Raw genomic sequence first — 17,241 nt, 5'->3', positions numbered from 1 at the left:
TTTTACCGGACAGCCTAATCACAAATGGCTGCAATATTCCTTAACCAAAAGAATATTTTGCAGGATATGGAAGCTATGAGCGGTTTAAAATATTAAAACCTCTTAAAATGATAGTTTTTTACCGGACAGCCGAATTAGTTCAAGATTTTTAGGAAACCTATAAAACAATGGGCTTACCTTTTAAAAATGAGATAAAAACAGCTTTTTTAGCTTGATTTAAAGGATTTAATGGATCGTTTAAACTTTAACCGGACAACAGTGAACTTGATTCAGGATCTTATCTATGTAGGTGCAGAATTAAATTCAGCATGACGATTTGTTTAAAAACTCTTCATCATACATTCTGGAAAAGATATTTTTCTGCGTTTTATAGGCGCGAAGAATCGTCTTCCTGAACTTGATTCAGGATCTTTTTTGAAACATCTCGTTGTTTCTCGAAATGATAAAAATCATAAATGAAAAAGCCCCGCAGTTGCGAGGCCAGTCCTTACAATTAAACTAAGTTTTTACCAAACGTAAGTAGCAACAGCACCCTTATCCAGGCTAGTAGTTACGATCTTACCGTTGTATTTAATATTGAAAGTTGTTTCAGCATTATTGTTGTTGCAAACAATTAAAACATATTTGCCATCAGGTGTTTGAAAAGCCACATTCTGCAGGTTTTCCGGCAGGTTTGATGCAATTCTTACTGAACCCATTGGAACAAACTTTGAGGCGTGACCGATTACATAATAGGCAACATTGCGGCTAACTGCCGGTGATATGGTAATTGCACCCAGGCATGAAGTACACCCACCCTTATCTGTATGCGGATTGTAATTTGCATCTGCTGCTAAATTCCATTCTAGAACATTTCTACTCCAGTTTCTGGTTGCACCAATAATTAAAGTGGAGACATGCCATTTCAAATCTTCTGCAAAGTTGCTTGGTCCGCCCACCCATTGTTCAGTGAAATAAACGTTTTTATCCGGATGTGCTTCATGCACTTTGGTCAAAGCCGAAATAGGACCTGCATATAAGTGGAAGGCAGAGCCATCTACATATTTCCTTGCTTCAGGATCATTCAAAATTGTGATTGGATATTCAGGTTTATCAGCATTATGATCGTAAATGATGATTTTGGTATTTACGCCGTTGCTTTTGAAAATTGGACCTAAAGCCGTTTTTATGAAATCTGCCTGATCTACAGCTGCCATATACATACTTGGATTATTTCCAGGGTGTAAAGGTTCATTCTGAGGTGTGATGGCATCAATTACAATTCCCTCCGCCTTCATGGCCTGAATGTATTTAACCAGATACTTTGAATAGGTTTGATAATATTCCGGCTTTAAACTTCCACCAATAAAACTATTATTGGTTTTCATCCAGATAGGGGCCGTCCATGGTGAGCCAAGGATTTTTATAGAAGGATTAATTGCCACGATTTTTTTCAGTACAGGAATTAAATCAGTCCGCTCTTTTTCTATGGAGAATTTTGTTAATGGTTCATCGGTTTGTCCATCAGCTAAATCATTATAAGTAAAAGGTGTTGCGCTTAAATCAGAACCGCCGATGCTTATTCTGATGTAATTTACACGAATGGCATCCTCCTGACTGGCGAAAAGCTCATTCAGTAATTTATCTTTTTCAGTTGCTGGCAGAGCATTAATTAAAGATGCACTTCCGCCGGTTAAGGTATAACCAAAACCATCAATGGTTTGAAATTTAGCAGCTGGATTGACTTCGATGGTAGGATTTGAATTTGTTGTGGCTGAAAAGTTTAAAGCAATGTTTTGTTTTTTCAGGAGTTGAGATTGATCACCTTTGGTAAGCCAAAAACCCACTTCGGTTGGAGTAGGAGAATTAGCATTCGTGTTTCTTTCCGTATTACGACCTACTTCTTTTTTGGAAGCGCAGGCGGAGAAAAGCACACTGGTGGCCAGGCATAAACGATAAATTAATTTCATAGGGATTTAAATTTTAAAATCGAAAATCAATTCATTAGAAGCCGTTACTAATGCTTTTTGTGAATATGATTTTCGGGTAAAAGCTGCCTTGGGCATCCGCAAGGCAGCGTACTATGGTAAGAGAGGCATATATGCGAGCGTTGTAATCACGAACCTGCAGAAGCACATTAATATCTTGTTTAAAGTACTTCTGCAAGTGCATTTAATTATGCAAGCTTTTTGTTATTTAACGAATATTTGGATTTCTGTCTAACTCAGCTTGCGGAATAGGGAAAAGTAATTTTGCAGCGGTAACGTTATAATTTAAGTTTGCACCACTGCCATTCTTTTGCGCATTCATCACGGTAATTGCCCTGTTTGTTCTTAATAAGTCGAACCAACGTTGACCTTCAAATGCCAGCTCTAAACGTCGTTCTTTTTCGATTGCCAAACGCATTGTAGTCTGATCATTCGCTGGTGTAGCACCCAAATTCACCCGACGGCGAATCTCATTCACCACTGGAGCTGCAGCAGACCATCCTGAAGCGCTTAATTCATTTAATGCTTCTGCTTTTAACAATTTAATATCCGCCAGACGAAGAATATAGGAGTTTGCCAAATCATCATTACGGTATTTGTTAATGAAAGGGTAATTTGATTTAGTCCAGTAGTCATCAGACCATCCCTCTGTGCTTACGTTTTTAAAGCTAACACTAGCGTTTTTACGAATGGCATCGCCTTCTGCATCAAATGCGGCAATTAAGTCATTTGTTGGGGTACAAAAACGTTTCCAACCAGTACCTACAATTACACCAGTCATCCAGTTTCCACGGCCATTTGCACCGCCCCAGCCATCGTACTGCATTTCCCAGATTGATTCGCTGTTATTTTTATGTGCGCCATCAAATAACTGATCAAAAGAACCAATCAGGCTGTAACCACCATTAATAGTGGCATCTGCATATTGTTGTACTTTTGTCCAATCCGGATTAGGCTTTGAAGCATATACTTTCGCCAATAAAGCATTTACAATTCCCTTAGTGATGATACCTTTGTTTGGTGCTGTAGCACGCACATTTGGCAAGGCGAATTCCAGATCTTTAATAATCTGTGCATAAACTTCTTCGACAGAAGAACGCGATTTCTGCATTTCTTCTAAGGAGGTAGGCGATTTCAACACCAATGGAACGCCGCTATATAGCCTCACCAGGTGGAAATAAAAGTATGCCCTTAATGTAGAAGCTTCTCCTAAAATCTGATTTCTTCTGCCATTAGCATCTAAAGCTGCATCCTGAATATTCGGAACGTTCTCTAAAACTTCGTTGGCATTTTTAATATTAGAATAAAGTCCGCTCCAATCACGACCAACGTTTCCATTCGTAGAGTTTGTGGTGAATAAATCTATCTGGATATTAGCAGGATTATCGCCACCAGCGTAGGCATTATCTGCAATAACATCACCGTTAACCATATAATCCCAAATGTGGTAATCATTATACATGCCGCCATAAGCGCCTGCCATTAATTTTTCCGCTCCTGCCGCTGTAGTAAAGGCTACATCAGCTGTAACCTGATTAAAGGGCTGTTTTTCCAGGAAATCTTTTTTGCATCCACTTTGCAATGTAACGGTTAATGCTGCGGCTGCTACTAATGAATATATTTTTAGTTTCATTTTCTTAATTGTTAAAATCCAACATTGATTCCAAATAATAAACTTCTGGATTGTGGATAAGTACCATAATCTACACCCATTGATGGTCCATTTGCATTGTTTACGTTAACCTCCGGATCTAAACCTGAATATTTCGTAAAGGTTAAAAGGTTATAGCCTGTAGCAAAAATGGTTAGCTTGCTCATCTTTAGTTTTTCCAATACGGATTGGCCAAAGCTATACGATAGCGTAGTCGTTTTTAAACGCAGGTAGGAGGCATCTTCTACAAAGCGGCTCGAAGTAAGCGAGTTTTCTGAGCTGCTTCTTAACGCTTTCGGGATATTGGTGATTTGCCCTGGCGTAGTCCACCTGTTTAATACTGCAGCAGATTGGTTTTTCGAATCAAACATGCCTTCAATATCAATTCTAGAGGCATTGAATAACTCACTACCCTGAACACCCTGGAAGAAGAAATTCAATCCCCAGTTGCCGTACGTTAAGTTATTAGTAATACCATAGATAAATTTAGGTTGTGCTGAACCGATAAAAGTTCTGTCGCCCGGATCTGCCGAACCAGTGATGCCATTGCCATTGGTATCTGCATATTGGGCTGCTCCATTAGCTGGATTCACACCATTGTACACATAGCCGTAGAAGCTACCCAGTGGTTTGCCTGCCACCACACGAACAGCGTCATCCCGCTCATAAATACCCGCAAAGTTTAATGACTGTGTGGTTGCACCTAAATCGGTCACTTTATTGCGGTTAATAGAGAAGTTCAAATCGGTAGTCCATTTGAATTTTTCACGATCATAGTTTTTGGTCGATAAAACAAACTCTAAACCTTTGTTTTCCATTGAACCCACGTTATACGCCTGACTTCCAAAACCAGAAGATGGAGGTAACTGAACGTTAATTAACAAATCATTAGTTTTCTTCAAGTAAGCATCTGCTGTGAAAGTAATGCGGCTGTTAAACATTGATAAATCTAAACCGATGTTCGTTTGAGTAGTTTTTTCCCACGAAAGGTTATCATTGGCAGGGTTTTGAAGATTGTATTCGCCCTGCGCATTCACATTATAAAGTTTTAGGTAAGCATAGTCTCCAATTCCTTCATCATTACCCACTTTACCCCAGCTACCACGAAGTTTTAAATCATTGATGGTTTTGCTGTCTTTCATAAAGTTTTCACCAGAAATTCTCCATCCTGCTGAAAATGATGGGAAGTAACCGAAACGGTTTTCTTTAGCAAATCTTGATGATCCATCAGCCCTAAAGTTTGAACTAAATAGATACTTACTATCGTAGGCATATGTAATCCGGGCGAGATAAGATTGTTTACTCCATTGTGCCCGTTGAGGGATGGTCAAAGCTACAGATGGGGGAGTTGGATTTCCAGCTACGTCGTAAAAACGAGTAAGTTCATTATTGCTGTATTGATAATCTGACGATTGTATGGTATAACCACCTGTTGCTGTGAAAGCATTTTTACCTACATTTCTGGTGTAGTTTAAAATGTTTTCGTTCAACCAAACATGGTCGTTAGTGGTATTATCCCTATAAACGCCTCTTTCCTGGCGACCATAAGTGGTTAAGAAATTATCAGTATAGTAGCGATAGAAGTTTTTGTTCGAATTGGTACTGATGGTTGATTTAAAGAATAAATCCTTGGTAAAGTTTACCTGCGCACCGAAAGCACCAATAAATCTGAAATTACGGGTTTTGTTATTTGATCCGAAAGCCAGGGCCAATGGATTATCCCAGCCACCAGCATTTGGAATGGTGGTGTATTGACCATTCGGCTCAAAAATACCAATAGTTGGAGGAGTAGTTAATGCACCTAAAATAACACCTCCACGAGATACACTGCTGTTATCGCCAACATCAATAGAATTGCTAGATGTTAACACTGCATTTCCGGTTAGCTTTAACCAGGGCGTAATGTTTTGTGATCCGTTGAAGTTCGCTGTTAAACGATCTAACTTTGCAGGCGCAACAACACCTTTATCTTGCTGATAACCTGTAGAAAAGTAATACTGGCCACCTTTAACGCCTCCGGAGATGGAAGTCTGATATTGGTTTTGTGTACCGGTACCAAAAGTTTCTTTTTGCCAGTCGGTATTATTATTACCACCAAAAGTAGTGTAACCCAATTCTCTCATTAAGCCGATGTACTGGTCATTATTAAGTACATCTTGTTTTTGCCAGAAGTTGGAAAAACCGGTAAAAGCATTGAAAGCGACTTTAAGTTTTCCGGCACTTCCTTTTTTGGTAGTGATGAGCACCACGCCATTAGCGCCACTCGAACCATAAATGGCTGCCGCAGATGCATCTTTTAAAATGGTCATCGATTCGATGTCATTTGCATTTAAAAAACTTGCATCTCTGGATGTTACTCCATCAATTACATAAAGTGGGCTGTTTGATGCCGTAATTGATGTATTACCTCTGATGCTGATCGAGATTCCTGCACCCGGCTTACCAGATTGAGAACTCACCTGAACGCCTGCTGCACGACCTTGAATAGCCTGCAATGGATTAGTAATCGGTTGATTTTCTAAATCCTTTGATGATACCGTAACAACTGAAGTGGTTAAATCTTTTTTAGTGGTAGTTCCATAACCAATTACCACCACCTCGTTTAGTTGTTGATTGTCATCAGACATGATAATGTTGATAGTAGTACGGTTATTCACCGCTTCTTCTATGGCTTTGTAACCAATAAAGGAAAATTCCAATGTAGAATTTTGTGGCGCCGAAATGGTAAAAGTTCCATTGTCTGCCGTTGATGCGCCCTGGTTAGTACCTTTCACTTTTACAGAAACACCCGGAAGCGGTAATCCTTTTTGATCTTTTACCTGCCCCGTTACGGTAACGTTCTGGGCCATACTAATTGATACAGCGCAAAGGAAAAATACCATAAGCAATGTAAATTTTTTTCTCATAATTTTTGCTTTGTTAATATTATATGAAGTAAAGTTAATGCTCATTTTATGTTAAATACAAGTTTTTACAAAGTTATTTTTGAGTTAAAATACTGATTTTTAGCTGTTTACGATTGTTTTGATACGCTTTAATACCGCAGTTATCCAGAGGCTTTTTAGCCTGATTACCAGTGGTTAAGTCGCAGGAAAGGATAGGCCTTCGGAGTGATTTTGATACGCTTAAATACCAATGAAAATATTTTTAATAATTTCAGCAAATAACAAAAATGTGACTGATTAGAATGGCAGATTATTCTATTACGAGCTGGCTCCAGCCGTTTTTACCACTTTTTTTGAGCGTTTTTTTACGGTCTTCCATTACCTTTTTAATTCGGGATCCGAAAGTCCAGCAAGTGCTTTGTCTGATAGAAAGCAGTTCTGAAAGTTTATGTGAGGAGATTTTTCCTTTGGATGAATAAATCAGGAAAATCATATAAAATGCTTTGTTAATCGGAATCCGTGTATTGTGAAAAATGGTGTAGGTAGTTACCGATTCTTCATAGCCACATTTGCTACAGCGGCGGCTATTTAGGATATGGCCACTAAAATAATGATCGTTGCTGCATTTCCGGCAATGGTAGCCATTTTTCCATTTGAGCTCAGCTAGAAATGTGTAGCAGGATTCCTTATCAGGATAAATTTTGCTGAACTCTTCAAAATCAACTTCAGTGTTCATCACCCGGTCTCTGCTTACTTTCTCTACGTTGGTTTGCAGTTCTTCGTTGTCATGTTCCAGCAACACGTTCATCCTCGAAATTTCTTCTGCTTGTTTTTGCAATAAGATGTTCGCTTCTTCCAGCGCCTGATTTTTACTCTCAATAATCAAAGATTTATGAAAAACATCTCGTGTCCGTTCTTCCACCTTACTTTCCAGTTCGCGGTTTACAGTGTCCTTCAATTTGGCATTAACAGCCATCTGGCGGATGATTTTTTGTTGCGCTTTATCCTTATTCAGTTTCAGAATCCTCACCTTGTCGCCGATGGCAAAGGATAAGAAAACCATTTCCATAATAAAACAAAAGCTGAGGCTATAATAACTGATTACCCCGAAATTAAGCCAGCTAATGCCAAGCATAATCAAAAATTTTAGCATGAAGCCAGTAAAAAGGAAACTGTAACCAAGTACGAAGAAACGGGCCGGTTTATAGCCATTTTTGTAAATATAGATTCCTGTAAAAAATGCTACTGCAAGTGGGACAGCTTCAATAAACTTAAAGCTGAATAAGGTTTGATCAAAAAAATAGCAGTAAATAAAGAAGACTATTCTCAAAATGATCACGCCAATAATTATCCTGTTTATTTTTGGTGCTTTGGTTTTTACCAAAAGCAGTTCTCTGGTAAAAAGTAAAGCGAAGATACTGGTGGCACATAAGGCAAATGCATAAGCTACCTGATTCCAGCCGGGTGCATTCGGCCAGAGGTATTGGTAAGCAATGCCGTCAGTGCTCATTTCAAAAAAACCGACACTGAGGTTATACAATACATAATACAGGTATTGTTTCTGCCTGATGGCAATGAACATGATCAGGTTATAGAAGCTAAAAACCAGAATCATTCCGTAAAAAATTCCGAAATAGAAATATTCATCCAGGGCATAAGAAATGAACCATTCGGCTGTACGTAGCACGATGATGATATCAGAAATCTGAGATGACTTAACCTTAAAATAATAGGTTTGAATTTCATTCCCGTTATTTTTAAGTGGAATCTCGAAATTTTTGTGATTGATTAGTCGCTTGTTAAAAGCATTGACATCACCTAGTGATTCTATATGATAGGTTTGATTTTCCTGCGGAATGTAAGCAGTGATGTGATCTATGGTCTGATCAAAAAATTCGAGCAGGAATGGTTTTTCTGCATTTTGATTATGTTTGATCTTGATCCGAAACCAATACGTTTTATGCAGTTTTTTAGTTTGGGGTGTGCTTGATGTACTCGCCTTAAAAGCATGATCAAAGGCTTTACTTTTAATCTGCTCAAAGGAGAACTGATCGGCCGGAGCTTCCAGTACCTCTATTTCTTTAAAAGTAAAAATATGCTGAGGAATAGCATCCAGTATTTGCACGGCTTGTTGTGCACTACTTTCATAATAAAGCAGAAGCAAAAAACAGGGAACCAGAAAAAGCGTTTTTTTGAAAAAAGTTAGCATTGGCATCTGTTGTAAAGGTACAAATTTGTTGAAAGCCCAATCACCGTTTTGTGAACAGAGATATTTTAGTTTAAAAGGTTATCGATACGTTTGTACCTTCTTTTTCAACAGATTCGATCTGTATCTCAATTTTATGAAAGCTGGCAATACTTTGAACGATGGCTAAACCTAAACCAAAGCCATTTTCTTCCGTGTTTCCGCGTTTGAAACGATCAAAAGCATTTTCTACCAGTTCTTTGCTCATCCCCAGGCCACTGTCTGAAATGACCAGCAGGTATTTTTGATCCTTCAGCTGGCCAGTGATCATTATTTTACCGCCTTCGCGATTATACTTAATTGCATTATTAACTACATTCATGAGTAGCGTATGCATCAATGCTTTGTTGCCAGTAAATTGATAATTATCACGCAGATCAATTTGGTAATCAATGCTTTTATCAGCTATTCTATCTTCCAGATCTTCGTAAATATCAGTGAGTTCTTGGCGAAGATCAATTTCCTCGGTTTTCAGGTATTGATTATTTTCTACTTTAGAAATCAGAAGCAAACTGTTAATGATTACCTTCAAACGATTTAATGTTTTTATAGAAGCATAAATTTTGTTTTCATGTTCTATCGGTATTTCCGCCGTGTTTAACATGTTTTCAAAGCGTGTGCTAAGAATGGAAATAGGTGTGAGCAATTCGTGCGAAACATTGGCAATAAATTGTTTTTCGAGTGCGAATAGGGTATTGATTTTTCGCATCAGCGTGTTCACACTATTGTCCAGGATATTAAAATCATCCGTAGAGGTGGGGATATTCTGGTAATTATAATGCAGTGGATCATCAACCTTATTGATTTTTTTATCGATGATGAGGTAAAAGGGTTTAAGCAGGAAATTGGAGAAGGCATAATCTGCCACCAGTGTAATCAAAAGAGCAATTACCAGTACCACCAGCATGTAAAAGCGAATAGAATTTTTGATTGATTGCAAGGTGGTCATCGTTTCACCTATTTCAAGATTATACCAGTTGGTGTGGTAAGAAAATTTATAGTTTAAAATCCTATAAACTTCAATATCACCTTCTATTTCTCTTCTTTCGGTGTAAACAATGGCAGAGGAGTCTTTTTGATTATCAGGAATGTCCGTTAAAACGATGAATTCTTCTTTTAAAATATTATAATCTGTAAACGATTCCTGTTTATTGAGTAAGCTATCAATTTCACTATTGGTGAGGTTCTTTATAATCTTATTCTTTTTTTTTATCAGGCGGTTATCCAGTTGATTATAAGCCAGTTTTTCCAAGGAAAATAAAATGGCAGCACCTAAAAGCAATATGATGGCAATTTTGGTGACCGCATTGTATAAGGAAAACTTAACCTGTAATTTCATTGGATGAGGAAGGTGGGTTAGGAGTTTAAGGGTTTATTATGGGTTAGGGGTTTAGATGGGTTAGAATTGTAAACTGAGAATTGAAAACTGTTTAGGGGTTTAGAGGGGTAGATTGACAAGATATTGAGTTGTCTAGGCCGTTGAGTGTCAAAAAATATAAATCTTAAAAATTAAATGTTTGTAATTTTAATATTCAATTTACTGACTTCTTTATCTTCCCGTCTTAAAAACTGTAAATTGTCAATTGAAAAACTGTTATTTGGCTCTGGAAATGCTAAACTTCTAACCCTCTAACCGATTCTTCAACCTCTTCCCTTAGCAATTAATCCTATACCCAATACTCCTTACGGTCTCAAACCAATCGATAGGAGCAGTAGCAGCTAATTTTTTACGTAAGTTTTTAACGTGTACATCAACAAAGTTAGAATCTGAGTTTACCTCTAAAATGTCACCCCAAACATGTTCTGTCAGGCTCATTCTGGAAACTACCCTGTTTTTGTTCAGCACGAGGTAATTGAAAATTTCAAATTCTTTTTTGGTGAGATTTAAACGTTCTTCACCAAAAGAGACGGTTCTATTCTGAATGTTCAACAGGAAATCATGAATGTTAATTTCGTTTTTTTCGAGTTTATGTTTTCTTCTGGTGATGGCATGCATGCGGGCCAGGAGTTCATTTAAAGAGAAAGGTTTGGGTAAATAATCATCAGCGCCCTCATCTAAGCCTTTAATGCGATCATCCACAGCGCTTCTGGCGGTTAAAATGATCACCGCATCATCCCTGTCTTTAATCGCTTTTAGCTGTTTCAAAACCTCAAAACCATCGCCATCCGGCAAGCCTAAATCAAGTAAAATAAAATCATAGTTATTTACGAAAATCTTTTCTTCAGCAGATGATTTTTTCCAGGCATGTTCTACAATAAATCCTTCCTTGCTCAGGAATTCATCCATTTCGAGCGCCAGGCTTTTTTCATCTTCAACTATTAAAACGTTCATTTTAGTATAAAGTATTTAGTATCAGGTATCAAGATTGCTTGTGTAAACATTGTATTAGGTCTTTAGTCATTCAACTTCAACTTCTGTTTTAGTATGAAGTATTTAGTATCAGGTATTAAGATTGCTTGTGTAAACATTGTATTTGTTCTTTAGTCAATCAGCTTCAACTTCTGTTTTAGTATGAAGTATTTAGTATCAGGTATCAAGACTACTTGTATAAACATTGTATTTTGGGTTTTCATCCATAGTTTGGAACCCGTTTAGGCCTTTAGTCTTTAGCCTTTAAGCTTTCTGCTTTTAGTCTTTCCGCTTCCCTTCAACAACTAAGTTAATGTTTTTTAAGATGATCGTGCAAGCTTCCTCAATTTCGTCTTTCGTAATGATGAGGGGAGGAGCGATGCGCATCGAATTGCTGCAATGCAAAAACCAATCAGATAGTACACCATCTAAAATACAAGCGTCGATGATTTTTTTATTGATGTCAAAGTTTTCAAATTCAACTGCGAGCATCAGGCCTTTCCCTCTAATTTCTTTGATGGCCGAGTGTTTCAACAGTGATTTAAATAATTGCCCTTTCTCTTCTACCTCGTCTACAATTTTATGGTCAACCAAAGTTCTTAAGGTAGCCAAACCTGCTGCACAGCAAACTGGATGGCCGCCAAAAGTAGTCATGTGGCCTAATATTGGCGTATGAGACAAAACGGACATAATTTCCAAAGAGCTAATAAACGCACCAATTGGCATTCCGCCCCCGATTCCCTTTGCCAGCAGCAAAACATCTGGAACAATATTATAGTGTTCGAAAGCAAACATTTTACCACTTCTGCCGAAACCTGACTGTATCTCGTCAAAAATTAACAACGTTTTAGTTTCATTGCATTTTGTGCGCAGCGCCTGCATATAAGTCATATCAGCGACCCTAATTCCGGCTTCACCCTGAATGGGCTCAATAAAAACTGCTGCAATTTCCTCAGTTATTTTGTCGAGATCCGCTAAGTTGTTATGTTGAATAAAACTCACGTGAGGTAAAAACGGACCATAGCCTGAAGAATAGAAATCACTTTCCATTAAACTTTCTGCACCCTGAGTGCTACCATGATAGGCATTTTTGCAAGCGATAAAGCCTTTTCTGCCCGTATAACGTTTCGCCAGTTTCATCGCACCTTCTACTGCTTCCGTACCAGAATTCAAAAAATAGGTACAGCTTAAACTTTCTGGTAAAATATCGGCTAGTGCTTTCGCAAAATTTACCTGTGGTGTCTGCACATATTCGCCATACACCATTAAGTGCATGTAAGTTTCTGCCTGGTTTTGAATGGCCTTAACCACCGCAGGATGACAATGGCCAACATTGCTAACTCCTATACCGGCAATCAAGTCTAAATGTTTTTTATCTGATGAATCGTAAATGTATACACCTTTTGCTCTTACGAATTCGAGCATTAAAGGTTCTGGAGAAGTTTGTGCGTTGTGTTGTAAAAATAACTGACGTTGGGTAAGCATGGCACAAAAGTACGGGAAAAGGGAATGAATCTAATTTTTAATAGTCATCTTATGATAAAAATCTGCATACTTTCTGCCAATGGAAATTCTGAGGTCGTTATGGAGTACCACATGGGTACGTTCTAATGTCTTTATTCGGTTTTCGGCAATGATAAAAGAGCGATGAATTTTCGAAAAACCCCTCTCATTTGATAAATGAATAGCTATTTCTGATAGACCACAACTAGAAAATATGACTTCATTTTTGGTGTAAATTTTAGTGCCTTTTTCTTGTGCCTCTATTGCGATTGTATCTGCTATTTTGAGCTTAATTAATTGATTTCTTTGTCCTCTGCTTTTAATTAGCATGAATTCACTTTCGGGTCGGGGTGTTATTTCATTGTTTGAAAATAACTTTGATGTAGCTTGTTCAAATTTAGATTGTGAAATGGGTTTTAACAAAAAATCATCTGCATTTAGCTCATAAGAATTAATGGCGAAGTTAGCATGTGCAGTTGTGAAGACCAGTTTTTTAGTTTGATGCTTGATGAGTTCTGCCAATTCTAATCCGTTCAGGCCAGGCATTTCGATATCCAGAAAGATAATATCTACAGGTTTAGTCCGCTTGATTATTTCTGATAGCGCGACTATAGGGCTGCTGTAAGCTTTAACGAGTTTGAGGTTGGGTTGTTCTGCAATATAACTCGTTAAAATTTCTAAGGCAGAAAATTCATCATCAATGGCTAGGCAGGTGTACATATTTATTCGTGTTTGAGAGATTAATTTTGGATGTGTCAGTTTAATAAGTCACAATATAGTATTTAAACTTAAATTTTGCAAAACCGAAATTTACGTAAATCGAAAAAAATGTTGATGGGGCGGCCTCGTTTGTTGTTCGTTCCATTTACTTGGTTATTGGTGCCGAAATTTTTATTTTGGATTTTTATCGAAGAAGTTTGAGGTAATTAATTAAATATTAAACCTTTAAATCATTAAAAGATGAAAAAATTATTTTTTACATTGGCTTTGGCAACTGTTGGGTTTTTTGCTCAGGCAAACACTACACCTGTTCTCAACAACACTATTGAATTAACCAGCAATATGGTTGTTTCTGAAAATGCACTTTCCGCTTCTGAAGCAAGCGCACAAGATGTTTATTATTTAGGAGAATTTGATGTATATGTTGATGGGGTTTACATAGGCACCTATCACGTGTATCTGATTATTAATTAACCTCAAAAAAACTGATAGCGCAGAAAGTCATTAAGATTGTTCTGCGTTATTTTATTTACTTTTTATGAAGAACTATTTTTTTATAATGGCAGCAATGATCTGTTTTAATGCTAATGCTCAATCTGTAATCATTCGTTATGAAGAAAGGGCTAACATAGAAAATCAATTAAAAAATGTAACTGATCCTGAAACCCGGAAAAGAGTTTCAGCACATTTATCAAAGCCAACTAATTATCTGTTATATTATGATAATGGCGTTTCATTTTACATTGCCGAACCTGAATCGGATAAAAGTGAAGAGCTTGGTTTGAAAGATAATGATCAGATTAAAAAGGTGGAAATTGGAAAAAATAACGGAGGCCTTTATAAAAATCAGAAGACAAATGAATACCTCCATGAAGCAGATATTTTAGGAAAAAAATTCCTTGTGACCGATCAGCTATCTAAATATGCCTGGACTATTACTGATGAAGGCAAAACCATTGGTGCCTACAAGGTGAAAAAAGCCACTGCTAAAATAAACGGTGAAAATATTATTGCATGGTATACCCCGGATTTACCTATACAGGATGGACCGAAAGATTACTATGGATTGCCAGGGCTGATTATTGAATTGGTAGGAGAAAAGAAAACTTATCATGCCGTGAAGGTGGTAACTAATAAATCGGGATTAACGATTACTAAACCCTCCAAAGGAGAAAAAGTAAATAAGGAGAAGTACAATAAAATATTAACTGAAAAAATAAATGAACTTAAACAGGGTATAGGTAACTCTTTAGGTAATTAAAATATTAAGTGTGAGGTACATCTATTTTGTGTTCTTATTCCTGGTTCCACACTTATGTCTATCTCAAAATTTTCTCAGGGGTATTGTTCAGGATAGTCTGAATCAACCAATATTTGCCGCAAGTGTGCAAATAACAGCCTCTGCATCTGGTAAAGTAGTTTCTTATTCCAGTACAGATGGCAAAGGAAAATTCGAACTTTCGTTTATAAATCCAGGAGTCTATTTTCTGGAAATTAGTCACCTATCCTTCCAAAAGGAAAAACGTGAACTTCAATTAAAAGCTGGGAGTAATAATGATCTAAAGATTATCCTCAAAGAATCTCAGACTGCTCTTGGAGAGGTGAATATTATTTCACAATCAGCAGCAGCACGTCAAAGCGGAGATACCATTAGCTACAATCTCAAAGCATTAACTACAGGTAACGAGCAAAAATTAAAGGATGTGATTAAACGGCTTCCTGGGCTTGAAATAAACGATGATGGAAAAATCACCACAAATGGGAAAGTGATCAATGATCTAATGGTTAATGGGAAAAAGATTTTTGGGGATAATCATCAAATGGCAACCGAGAATATTAATGCAGAAATGCTGGAGGGAATTGATTTACTAAACAATTATGAAAGTTTCTCGGCGATAAAAGACATAGAAGGTAGCGATAAAACAGCACTGAATATAAAGATCAAAAAAGCATACCTGGGGAAAATTACTGGAAATGGAGATGTATACGCAGCTCATAAAGAAAGGTATAAGGTACATAGCAATTTGTTTAGGTTCGGGGTAAAAGCCAATGTTACTGCGATTGTTGATTTGAATAATACCGGAGAGCAGGCTTTATCCCTAAAAGATTATATCAGCATGAGCAAAAGTATTAAGGAAGATCTTCGAAATAATGATGTCGCATTATCAAGCATCATCAACTTACCTTCAATTCCTGATTTTCTGGTGCAAAACAATAATGTTAAAACAAAGAAGTCAGAATTTGCTTCTTTCGATTTTGCTTACAACGCAACCAGTAAAATGAGTGTTAATGGCTTTAGTATTTTTAATTTTACCAGGTCAAATGAGCGTGTTCTTTCCACTAAAAGCCTGTTTACGCTCGGCCAACCCATTTCTACTAAGGACAGCCAATTAGCTGTTAATCATTTTTTCTTCAATCAAACTAAAGCAAATATTGATTATAAGCCTAATAAAAACACCCTTTTAAATTATTCTGTTATTTTCGATCCGAGCGAAACAGAACGAAGCAGGTATACAAACACGGAAATGATGGCTGATACTTTTTTTAATAACGAAAAAAACAATCGGTTTAATTACACCCTTGGTCATCAATTCAGTTATATCATTCGTGTAGCAAATAATAAGCTGTTGTCATTTAATGCCTTTCAGGAATTTAAGCAACAAGATGATGATTATGGTTTATCCAGTAACCGGCAAATTTATGATCGATCAGTTTCTTCACTGTTTCAGGAAAAAAATATCGATAAGGATGAAACCGGGTTGTTCGCAAAGTACACGCAAAGAATAAAGGCCCATATCTTCAGGTTAAATGCAGGTTTCTTTTCCATAAATAATCGATTTTCGGTCGAAAATGCTTTAGATAATACCTTTGAAAATCGAACTAAAACCAATCTCGATTATACTTTTCTTGATGCTTCCATCATGAGAAAAACAGGCTTATTTCAATATCGTTTAAAAGCTGAGATAAGAAATTCCATTATCCGGAGTGGAAATGAAAGAGAAGATGTCTTCCAATTTCTGCCAACGGCACAGCTTAAAATGGCCTTTTCTCAAACCCATAATCTAACCTTTTCTTATAATAGAACGCTCGATTTTCCAAAAATTGAACAAGTAAATGAGTTTTCTTATGCAAGTGATTTTAGAAACCTAGTATTGCCGAGTCAATTGCGTTACAGTGAAATATTTAATCAAAATATATTTTCTGCTAATTATTTTAAATTTGATTTGTATAGTGGAACAGTTCTTATGGCTAACAGCTCAATAACCAGAGCAGACCAGTCTATTACCACCAATACTAATAGTAATTTAGACTATAATGAAATTCAAAATACGATTTCTCCGAAATACAATTCATGGAATTCCAGTATCAGTTTTGAGCAAAGAATAAGCAGCCTGGACAGCAAATTTAAGTTAAATGCCAATCATTTATATGCCGAGAATTATAATTTTATTAATGATTTGCAGAATAGCACTGAAACAAACATTTTTACGATCAGAAGCACCATAAATAGTAATTTCAAAAGTCCTGTTTTTAATTATGAAGCTGGTTTGTTTTATTCCTATCAAAAATCAGTTTATAGCTTATTTAACAGTAGAAATGAGATTAGGAGATTAAGCCCTTTACTTAATATAAACGGGCGTATTAATCAAAAATTAAGATACTACATCAACAACACTTATGAAATCTTTAAAGCAAGTGGCTCCAGCAGAGATTTCTATAACCTGGGGATTAAGCTTGCTTATAACAAGGAAGGTTCTAAATTTAAATATTGGGTAGAGGGTGTGAATATTTTGAATATGAATAACCCAGAAATTATAGAAATTTCTTCCAGTAATAATATGTTTTCGGTTGATGTAATCAGTAGGTTATCAGGATTTGTAGGCTTTGGTGTTTCCTATCAGTTTTAGATACTTTATCTA

At 36.8% G+C, this 17,241-nt stretch carries 11 protein-coding genes; 3 read left to right on the top strand and 8 right to left on the bottom strand.

Annotation, left to right across the window (positions count from 1 at the left end):
* Positions 1-506: 506 nt before the first annotated feature.
* The 8 genes from ACN1CD_RS15205 to ACN1CD_RS15170 form a co-directional block, all read right to left on the bottom strand.
* Positions 507-1,949 (bottom strand): glycoside hydrolase family 30 protein, encoded by a 1,443-nt coding sequence (locus tag ACN1CD_RS15205; protein WP_419131239.1) that lies wholly within the window; start codon positions 1,947-1,949, stop codon positions 507-509.
* 226 nt (positions 1,950-2,175) lie between these two features.
* A complete protein-coding gene (locus ACN1CD_RS15200) occupies positions 2,176-3,600 on the bottom strand; it encodes a RagB/SusD family nutrient uptake outer membrane protein (RefSeq protein ID WP_419131238.1) in 1,425 nt (474 codons plus the stop codon).
* An 11-nt stretch (positions 3,601-3,611) separates the two neighbouring features.
* Entirely contained in the window at positions 3,612-6,524 is a 2,913-nt protein-coding gene (locus tag ACN1CD_RS15195; protein WP_419131237.1) for a SusC/RagA family TonB-linked outer membrane protein, read from the bottom strand.
* Positions 6,525-6,813: 289 nt separating this feature from the next.
* The gene (locus ACN1CD_RS15190; RefSeq protein WP_419131236.1) at positions 6,814-8,712 is read right to left on the bottom strand and encodes a 7TM diverse intracellular signaling domain-containing protein; all 1,899 of its coding nucleotides are present in this window, start codon (positions 8,710-8,712) and stop codon (positions 6,814-6,816) included.
* A gap of 70 nt (positions 8,713-8,782) precedes the next feature.
* A complete protein-coding gene (locus ACN1CD_RS15185; protein ID WP_419131235.1) occupies positions 8,783-10,087 on the bottom strand; it encodes a sensor histidine kinase in 1,305 nt (434 codons plus the stop codon).
* Positions 10,088-10,402: 315 nt separating this feature from the next.
* Entirely contained in the window at positions 10,403-11,080 is a 678-nt protein-coding gene (locus ACN1CD_RS15180; protein WP_419131234.1) for a response regulator transcription factor, read from the bottom strand.
* Between the two features lie 297 nt (positions 11,081-11,377).
* Positions 11,378-12,583, bottom strand: coding sequence for an aspartate aminotransferase family protein (locus ACN1CD_RS15175; protein ID WP_419131233.1), 1,206 nt, complete (start codon positions 12,581-12,583; stop codon positions 11,378-11,380).
* A gap of 30 nt (positions 12,584-12,613) precedes the next feature.
* The gene (locus tag ACN1CD_RS15170; protein WP_419131232.1) at positions 12,614-13,321 is read right to left on the bottom strand and encodes a LytR/AlgR family response regulator transcription factor; all 708 of its coding nucleotides are present in this window, start codon (positions 13,319-13,321) and stop codon (positions 12,614-12,616) included.
* A gap of 240 nt (positions 13,322-13,561) precedes the next feature.
* On the opposite strand from ACN1CD_RS15170, the gene ACN1CD_RS15165 reads away from it, so the two are divergent.
* The 3 genes from ACN1CD_RS15165 to ACN1CD_RS15155 all read left to right on the top strand — a co-directional run bounded on the left by ACN1CD_RS15165 (position 13,562) and on the right by ACN1CD_RS15155 (position 17,229).
* Positions 13,562-13,795, top strand: a complete 234-nt coding sequence (locus tag ACN1CD_RS15165; RefSeq protein WP_419131231.1) for a hypothetical protein — start codon at positions 13,562-13,564, stop codon at positions 13,793-13,795.
* Between the two features lie 64 nt (positions 13,796-13,859).
* Entirely contained in the window at positions 13,860-14,582 is a 723-nt protein-coding gene (locus ACN1CD_RS15160) for a GLPGLI family protein (protein WP_419131230.1), read from the top strand.
* A 10-nt stretch (positions 14,583-14,592) separates the two neighbouring features.
* Complete coding sequence (locus ACN1CD_RS15155; RefSeq protein ID WP_419131229.1) at positions 14,593-17,229, top strand: carboxypeptidase regulatory-like domain-containing protein; 2,637 nt, start codon at positions 14,593-14,595, stop codon at positions 17,227-17,229.
* Positions 17,230-17,241 lie beyond the last annotated feature (12 nt).

The organism is Pedobacter sp. N23S346, from assembly GCF_048515415.1.
Classification (GTDB): Bacteria; Bacteroidota; Bacteroidia; order Sphingobacteriales; family Sphingobacteriaceae; genus Pedobacter.
Note: the sequence above shows the minus strand (reverse complement) of the source record. Positions and strands in the feature narration are given on the sequence as shown.

Coding starts and splice junctions, on each gene's coding strand:
- ACN1CD_RS15205 (WP_419131239.1), bottom strand. CDS start 1,949: ATGAAATTAATTTATCGTTTATGCCTGGCCACCAGTGTGCTTTTCTCC.
- ACN1CD_RS15200 (WP_419131238.1), bottom strand. CDS start 3,600: ATGAAACTAAAAATATATTCATTAGTAGCAGCCGCAGCATTAACCGTT.
- ACN1CD_RS15195 (WP_419131237.1), bottom strand. CDS start 6,524: ATGAGAAAAAAATTTACATTGCTTATGGTATTTTTCCTTTGCGCTGTA.
- ACN1CD_RS15190 (WP_419131236.1), bottom strand. CDS start 8,712: ATGCTAACTTTTTTCAAAAAAACGCTTTTTCTGGTTCCCTGTTTTTTG.
- ACN1CD_RS15185 (WP_419131235.1), bottom strand. CDS start 10,087: ATGAAATTACAGGTTAAGTTTTCCTTATACAATGCGGTCACCAAAATT.
- ACN1CD_RS15180 (WP_419131234.1), bottom strand. CDS start 11,080: ATGAACGTTTTAATAGTTGAAGATGAAAAAAGCCTGGCGCTCGAAATG.
- ACN1CD_RS15175 (WP_419131233.1), bottom strand. CDS start 12,583: ATGCTTACCCAACGTCAGTTATTTTTACAACACAACGCACAAACTTCT.
- ACN1CD_RS15170 (WP_419131232.1), bottom strand. CDS start 13,321: ATGTACACCTGCCTAGCCATTGATGATGAATTTTCTGCCTTAGAAATT.
- ACN1CD_RS15165 (WP_419131231.1), top strand. CDS start 13,562: ATGAAAAAATTATTTTTTACATTGGCTTTGGCAACTGTTGGGTTTTTT.
- ACN1CD_RS15160 (WP_419131230.1), top strand. CDS start 13,860: ATGAAGAACTATTTTTTTATAATGGCAGCAATGATCTGTTTTAATGCT.